At 37.2% G+C, this 6,805-nt stretch carries 6 protein-coding genes; 3 read left to right on the top strand and 3 right to left on the bottom strand.

The genetic code is table 11. From position 1 onward, the window contains the following. Window positions 1–224 precede the first annotated feature (224 nt). Complete coding sequence (locus V7122_RS11185; protein ID WP_335526767.1) at window positions 225–602, top strand: kinase-associated lipoprotein B; 378 nt, start codon at window positions 225–227, stop codon at window positions 600–602. Window positions 603–646: 44 nt separating this feature from the next. On the opposite strand, the gene kapD is transcribed toward V7122_RS11185, so the two are convergent. Continuing rightward, entirely contained in the window at window positions 647–1,267 is a 621-nt protein-coding gene (kapD, locus tag V7122_RS11180) for a 3'-5' exonuclease KapD (RefSeq protein WP_335486839.1), read from the bottom strand. Window positions 1,268–1,441: 174 nt separating this feature from the next. Here kapD and V7122_RS11175 point away from each other — a divergent pair, with 174 nt between their 5' ends. After that, on the top strand, window positions 1,442–3,304 hold the full coding sequence (locus tag V7122_RS11175; RefSeq protein ID WP_335348018.1) for a transglycosylase domain-containing protein: 1,863 nt from the start codon (window positions 1,442–1,444) through the stop codon (window positions 3,302–3,304). Between the two features lie 32 nt (window positions 3,305–3,336). Here V7122_RS11175 and V7122_RS11170 read toward each other — a convergent pair whose 3' ends face one another. Then, window positions 3,337–3,894 (bottom strand): DUF5366 family protein, encoded by a 558-nt coding sequence (locus V7122_RS11170; protein ID WP_335348017.1) that lies wholly within the window; start codon window positions 3,892–3,894, stop codon window positions 3,337–3,339. A gap of 487 nt (window positions 3,895–4,381) precedes the next feature. Here V7122_RS11170 and V7122_RS11165 point away from each other — a divergent pair, with 487 nt between their 5' ends. After that, window positions 4,382–5,398 carry a DUF1646 family protein gene (locus V7122_RS11165; protein WP_335345888.1) on the top strand — a complete coding sequence of 339 codons (1,017 nt, stop codon included), beginning with the start codon at window positions 4,382–4,384 and terminating at the stop codon, window positions 5,396–5,398. Between the two features lie 47 nt (window positions 5,399–5,445). On the opposite strand, the gene V7122_RS11160 is transcribed toward V7122_RS11165, so the two are convergent. Then, window positions 5,446–6,609 carry a cation:proton antiporter gene (locus tag V7122_RS11160; protein ID WP_335345885.1) on the bottom strand — a complete coding sequence of 388 codons (1,164 nt, stop codon included), beginning with the start codon at window positions 6,607–6,609 and terminating at the stop codon, window positions 5,446–5,448. Window positions 6,610–6,805 lie beyond the last annotated feature (196 nt).

Below are 6,805 nucleotides of genomic sequence, written 5' to 3'. Positions count from 1 at the left end.
CCCTGGTGACCGCTTTTTGAACATGACGGGCACCAAAGACGGCGTTTGATGACCGTGTTGGCCACTTTATGCGCATGACGGGCACCAAAGACGGTAATTCCCGTTTTAAAGTGTTATCAATTTTCCCTTGCTTAGATGATTTGTATCTTCATTTTACTTTGTTTTTCCAAGCAGGTAAGCCATAATGAGAATACTACGGTACATCTCGGAAAGGGGAATTTTATATGGCAGATTTAAATGTTGGCGATAAGGTAACAGCCATTTATAAAACAGGCAAATATATTGGAGAAATTACAGACATTCGGCCGCAGCACTTTCTTGTTCGGGTTCTAGCGGTAGTTAAACATCCGATGCAGGGTGATTTACATAACCCTAAAGATGCACATGTTCAAATGTTTCATGAACGCAGAGCTTTAGCGTATCGGGAACAAACAAATGTCCCAAAACAAATGGTTAAACCATTTGACGGTGATATCCCTGAATTTACAGCTTCTTTAAGAACCGCTTTAGATAAAATGATTCAGGAACTTAAAGAAGATGCCTCCCCTTGGGCAGAGCTTAGCCTAAAGAATATCGAAACTCTTGAGAAGGATTATTTTTAATGAGAAAATAAAAAGCCAAATCGATTCATATGCGATTTGGCTTTTTATGCGAATTTATTTAATAGCTTTGAAAAATCTACCCGATCCCCAATAGTGGTCGGCTCAGGCTTTCCAAGGTATTTCTTATCCTTTTCTACTAATCTAAAAATATTATAAGTAGTCATGGCATCATCTAAAGCACGATGATGTTTTCCGGTGCCTTCCTTTCCATATTCCTGGACGGCCTTCCATAATCCTGTTTGATTCTGATCACCAAAAAAACGTTTGTATTCCATTGATAAGTCCACTTCCTTCCCTTTAAAAGGAAAAGGAATTCCAACCTGTTGACAATTATTTCGCAGAACCCTCATATCCATATTCCCCCACGTAATAATAGGACATGGGTGATTTCCACTCATTTCCTTCATCTTTTTGACCAGTTCTATAAAGGAAATCCCTTGATCTACCTGCTCTTGTGAAATATGAAGGAATGATTTACACCGTTCTGATAGCTTCGGAAAGCGAACTGGAGAAACGAAGGAAGAAAATTGATCAAGAATTTGGTCATTGGATACTGAAACAATTCCGGCTTCAATAATTTCTGGATAAAAACCTTTGTACCTGCCATTTTTTTCAGGCATAGTAAATTCAAAGTCAATAAATAAATAATGACACTCTTCCCCCATGTTTACACCTTCTTTCATTGAAAAAATAAACGCACGTCATTTCCACTATTATACCATGGAATTTTTTAATTTTTCTGGGTAATTTCATTTTTAAATGAATTTTTATTTGTTTGATTCTGCTGTAGAATAGAGGTTGGAAAATCTGGCAAGTGCTTTCGGAAAGGAAGATGGGCATTGCGTACGTTAACCGGATATTTGATCATAGTTGCCTTAGTTCCATGCTTCCTTTTGCTTATTTTTGCATCTGGTTCTGAAATATCTAAGGTAAAAAGCATTCACCATGTATTAGAAGAAAAAATCAAAATTAAGGACATATCCTTGCCGCAAACCTCCTATATGAAAGCTCAGAATGGCACCATTATCTCTGAAATTCATCGGCCGTTTAACCGAATAAACCTTGAAATTGAGGACATTCCTCCCTTTCTTACCCAATTATTTATCGTTTCTGAGGATCAGCATTTTTACGATCATGTTGGCTTTGATTTAACTTCCATTGGCCGCGCCTTGGCAATTAATATGAAGTCAAATAAGATTGAGCAAGGGGCTAGTACCATTACTCAACAATTAGCAAGGAACCTTTTTCTTAACAATGAAAAATCATATAACCGTAAACTGAGCGAGCTTCTTTACTCTTATGAGATTGAACGTAAATATACAAAGAAAGAAATTTTAACGCTATATATGAATACCATCTATTTTCAAAATGGAGCCTATGGCATTGAAGCTGCATCTGAGCTTTATTTTCAAAAACATACGAGTGAGCTTTCTAAAGCAGAGCTTGCATTTTTGGCCGCAATCCCTAATAATCCTTCTCTTTATAATCCGGTAAAAAACTTTGAGCAGACGAAGGAAAGACAGGAACGATTAATCGATCAATTAAGCAAGCATCAATTAATCTCAACAGAAGAAGGGGTAGAAATAAAAAGAGAACCCATTCAATTAAATATGAAGGATCGAACTGATTTATTTCCTGACTACGTTACATATGCAGAAGCCGAGCTAAAGGAATTGATCGGGCAGCAGGAAGGCTTTACGGAAAAAATACGATCAGCTAAAACGGAGAAAGAGCAAAAAAATCTTGAAGAAATGCTTGAAAAGCGATTAGAGGAAGTTGTGGCATCAGGCATTATTATTGAAACGGCCCTCGATACAGTTATCCAAGAGCGCGCGAAAAGTGCAGTCACTCGAAACTTGCCCTACCCTGAAATCCAGGGGGCTGCAGCAGTAATAGATCATGAAACCCATCAGCTTGTTGCACTTGTAGGGGGCAAGCAATACAAAAAACATGATTTTAACAGAGGATTTCAAGCCTACCGTCAACCAGGCTCTGCGATCAAGCCATTGCTCGTCTATGCACCTTATTTTGAAAGAAGCGATGCATCCTTACGGAAAAAAATTAATGCAAATTCCTTTTGCAAAAACGGTTATTGCCCGCAAAACTATGGCGGCGGCCAATATGGTTTCGTTACGTTAGAACAGGCATTTATACATTCTTATAATACACCTGCTGTCAGAATCTTAGATTCTATTGGAATTGCAAATGGATTTAAAGATCTAGCCAACTTTCACTTCCGTAAGGTTTCCAAATCGGATTATACTCTAGCTGCAGCAATTGGGGGATTTTCATATGGGATGACTCCACTTGAACTTACATCCGCCTACACAGTGTTTGCGACTGATGGGCAGTACCAGCCCGCTAGAGCCATTAAAAAGGTAACGAATACGAATGGAGAGCTTCTTTATAGCTGGAATGAGCCCAAGGTTCAAGTATGGAGTAAGGATACTACAGACAAAGTACGACAGCTAATGAGAAAAACGGTTAAGTCCGGTACAGCTCGTAAAGCCTACCTATCTGCCGGATATTCAGGCGGAAAAACGGGAACAACGAATGATTATAAAGATTATTGGTTTATCGGTTTAACAGACCAATATACAGCAGGCGTATGGATTGGAAAGGATACACCTGAAAATATTGCATACGTGGAATCGACTGCCCCTCAGCAGCTCATCTGGAAGGAAATTATGTCGGGACAATAAAGGGGGCCATACTTAAATGAGCCCCCCTCTTTTTATATTGGTAAGCTTGCGATAAGGCTGTTATACACCTTAACAGCAAGATAAATAACTCCAGAAATAAAGCTAGACCAGAAAAGCACTTGAAAAAAAATGAGCCCAACAAGACCAAGATAAGATAAAGATGAGCTGACTTTATGCACAAAATATAAGAAATAAACAGCCGTGGTCGCTGCAAAAATAATGCCAATCCCCGTAAAGCTGTTCATACTTACTAAAGATAAGAAGCTTCCGACAAAAAATATAACAGCCCCGCTCCGAATTTGCTTTAAGCTGTCCCCTTCTGAGTCTTTAGAAAAGAACAAAAGAGAAAGCTCGTTAATTGTATTCGCGATTAGCTTCAATGCAGCAAATACCATAAAAAATAACAGCATGAGAAGAATGAGCAGTGAAAGCTTAATCCCGCCCTCTGAAAAAAACTCCAGCATACCAGTATAAATACCAGCATTCTTAAGAAAATCAATGAGAACTTTTTCAACCTTTATCGATAGAGTTAGGCTGAACAATATGATAGAAAGCAGCGGAAAGTAACTCATAAAATATGTATTCTTCATTTTTTCTCCATTCGCTTATTCCTAAAAATCTTTATTGGAAGGAATCAACATTATTCAATTTACTTTTTCTACTTCTTCATTATTACGGAACCTGTCGATTTAGACAATAGTTTGATATTCCAGAAACTAATCATAGGAACGAATAATAATACATAATCTATTTGTTCTTACTTTTCCTGAAATAATAATTAACGAAACAGTTTACTAGTTTAAAGTAGTAAACTTACTACATAATTCCTCAATTTTTTCTATTATTTCATAAATAATCGACATTTTTATTTAAGCTTCTTCCTCTTTTATCCCTGTTTCTACCTATATAATTATTACATGACCAAAAATAGAAAATTAAAAAACTATACAGAAAAAACTGATATTCATGTTATAATATAAACTGTTAACTGCCATAGGTGAAATTTTCTGGATATTCACAGATGTTTCGTAAGTCCGTTAAGACGGAAATATTACTAGAAAAGGACTGACAAATAGAATGATAGTTGGACTAACAATTGTTTTAATATTAGTATTATTTCTGCCATTCACAGTAAAAAAGGTAGAACATAATCTAGAAGCCTTTTTATTTATTATGGGTTTAGCCGCAGCAACGATCAGCCAGGTGCTAAATGGAGAATTATTTATTAAGGCTCTTGAAGATCCAATCCATATTACTCTTGCTGTACTTATAGCTGGTTTAATATTTAGATGGTGCCAAAGTCCAATCGAAAAAGGGATTCTTGGATTAAGCAATATGATGCCGTTTCGCTTATTTTTAGCATTAGTTACAATCGTTCTTGGATTAATTTCTAGTGTGATTACTGCAATTATTGCCGCGATCGTGCTAGTCGTTATCGTAAGCGTTATTCGCCTTGACCGAAAATCAGAGGTACGTCTCGTTGTTCTAGCCTGTTTCTCAATTGGTCTTGGTGCTGCTCTTACTCCAATTGGAGAACCGCTTTCTACGATTGCTATCAGCAAATTAAATGAGGAATTTTTCTATTTATTTAAGCTTATTGGCGCCGATGTCATTATCGCTGTAATCATTTTTGGAATTCTATCAGCTGTTTTAATTAACCCTCAAAAGGGGAAAGATGGATTAACGGCATCCCTTGAAAAGGAAAGCTATAAAGAAATTATTATTCGTGCAGTTAAAATCTACCTTTTTGTAATGGGACTTACTTTCCTAGGTGCAGGATTCGAACCTTTCATTGAAAAATATTTACTAGGAATGAGCCCTTATGTTCTATATTGGATCAATATGATCTCAGCTATTTTGGATAATGCAACACTTGCTGCGGCAGAAATTAGCCCTGCAATGGACGAGCCAACCATTAGAGCCATTTTACTTGGATTGATGATCAGCGGCGGTATGCTTATTCCCGGAAACATTCCGAACATTATCTCTGCAGGGAAATTGAATATTACGAGTAAGGAATGGGCAAGATTTGGTGTTCCACTTGGTTTAATTACGATGGTCGCTTATTTTATTGTCATTCTAATATTTGGTTAAGAACAAGCAAAGGGACAGACGCTATAGAGCATTCGTCCCTTTTTTCTTTATACACTCTTCCTAATATTAATACTCATCTCTGCCTCAGAATCTTTAAAAAACCATTTCATCATCGGCGGCGTCACAATGGTTGTAACAAGAATAACAACAATCATTACAGCAAACAAATCTTTGTCTATTAAATTGGATTCAATTCCTAAAGCGGCGATAATAAGTGCCACTTCTCCCCGCGAAATCATTGCGGATCCGATTCCCATTGAACTATTCCAACCAAAGCCAGCAAACTTGGCACCTAAACCGGCACCGATAAATTTCGTTAATATCGCTAAAACACTCAATAGGATAATGATCCATAAGGAATCAATAACCCCTGAAAACTCTGAAGAAATTCCAATAAACGTGAAGAATACCGGGACAAAGACAGCCGAACTAATAGTTTCTACCTTCTCAAAAATTTCATGCTTAAAGCCTGTTACACTAATAGCTATACCTGCCATATAAGAGCCGATAATAGCCGCAACCCCTGTGATTTCAGCAGCATAAGCAAACACAAAACAAATAATTAATCCAGCTGCAATTATAGGTTCAGAGACTTTCAGTTTGGAGAATATTCTTAAAACGTAAGGTACAGCCTTCCATGCTACTAGCAGAGCTCCTGCAAAAAAGAGAACTTTCTTTAAAATGACAGTACTTAAACTAACATCTCCACCTGCGAAGCTCATTAAGAATGCTAACGCAATCATCACAACGACATCATCAATGACAGCTGCCCCTAAAATGGTAGTACCCTCTCGAGTTTTTAATTGATTCATCTCCCTTAATGCCACAACAGAGATGCTTACACTAGTTGCTGAAAGCATTAATCCTAAGAACATAGATTGGAAGGATGAAAGGTCCATCATTAAACCTGCTAAATACCCGAAGAAAAGCGGAAAAATAATTCCACCAAAGCCAACAAAGGTTGATGCTTTCCCAGAACGCTTGAATTCATTAAGGTCTGTCTCCAACCCTGCAATAAACATTAACAAGATAACTCCAAGCTGACTAAACGCTGCTAAGGTATCTGTCGCAGTTACTAAGCCAAAGACAGATGGTCCTAGTAAAATCCCAACAATAATTTCTCCCAAGACTGAAGGCTGCCCTAATCTCACACTTATACTTCCTGCAAGCTTTGCTGCAAATAAAATGATCGCTAATTGTAAGATAATCAATCTTTCTCCCCCTTATTTTATTATTGAAATACAAAAAGAGCCTGCTACCAAAGGACATAGTTATCCCTTGGTGACAGACTCCTCCAAGTAATTCAATATTTGATTAATTACATTCTATCATATGTTTAACAGTATTAAAACCCCGTTAATATTGCTAATCAATCATTCACCTTTTTCAAAATCAATTAACGCCTCT

The organism is Bacillus sp. JJ1532 (assembly GCF_036965085.1).
GTDB lineage: Bacteria > Bacillota > Bacilli > Bacillales > Cytobacillaceae > Cytobacillus.
This window is presented reverse-complemented; position numbering and strand designations above follow the sequence as displayed.

What these genes read in the sequence shown, in the direction of transcription:
- V7122_RS11185 (WP_335526767.1), top strand. Translation starts at nt 225, where the DNA reads ATGGCAGATTTAAATGTTGGCGATAAGGTAACAGCCATTTATAAAACA.
- kapD (WP_335486839.1), bottom strand. Translation starts at nt 1,267, where the DNA reads ATGGGGGAAGAGTGTCATTATTTATTTATTGACTTTGAATTTACTATG.
- V7122_RS11170 (WP_335348017.1), bottom strand. Translation starts at nt 3,894, where the DNA reads ATGAAGAATACATATTTTATGAGTTACTTTCCGCTGCTTTCTATCATA.
- V7122_RS11165 (WP_335345888.1), top strand. Translation starts at nt 4,382, where the DNA reads ATGATAGTTGGACTAACAATTGTTTTAATATTAGTATTATTTCTGCCA.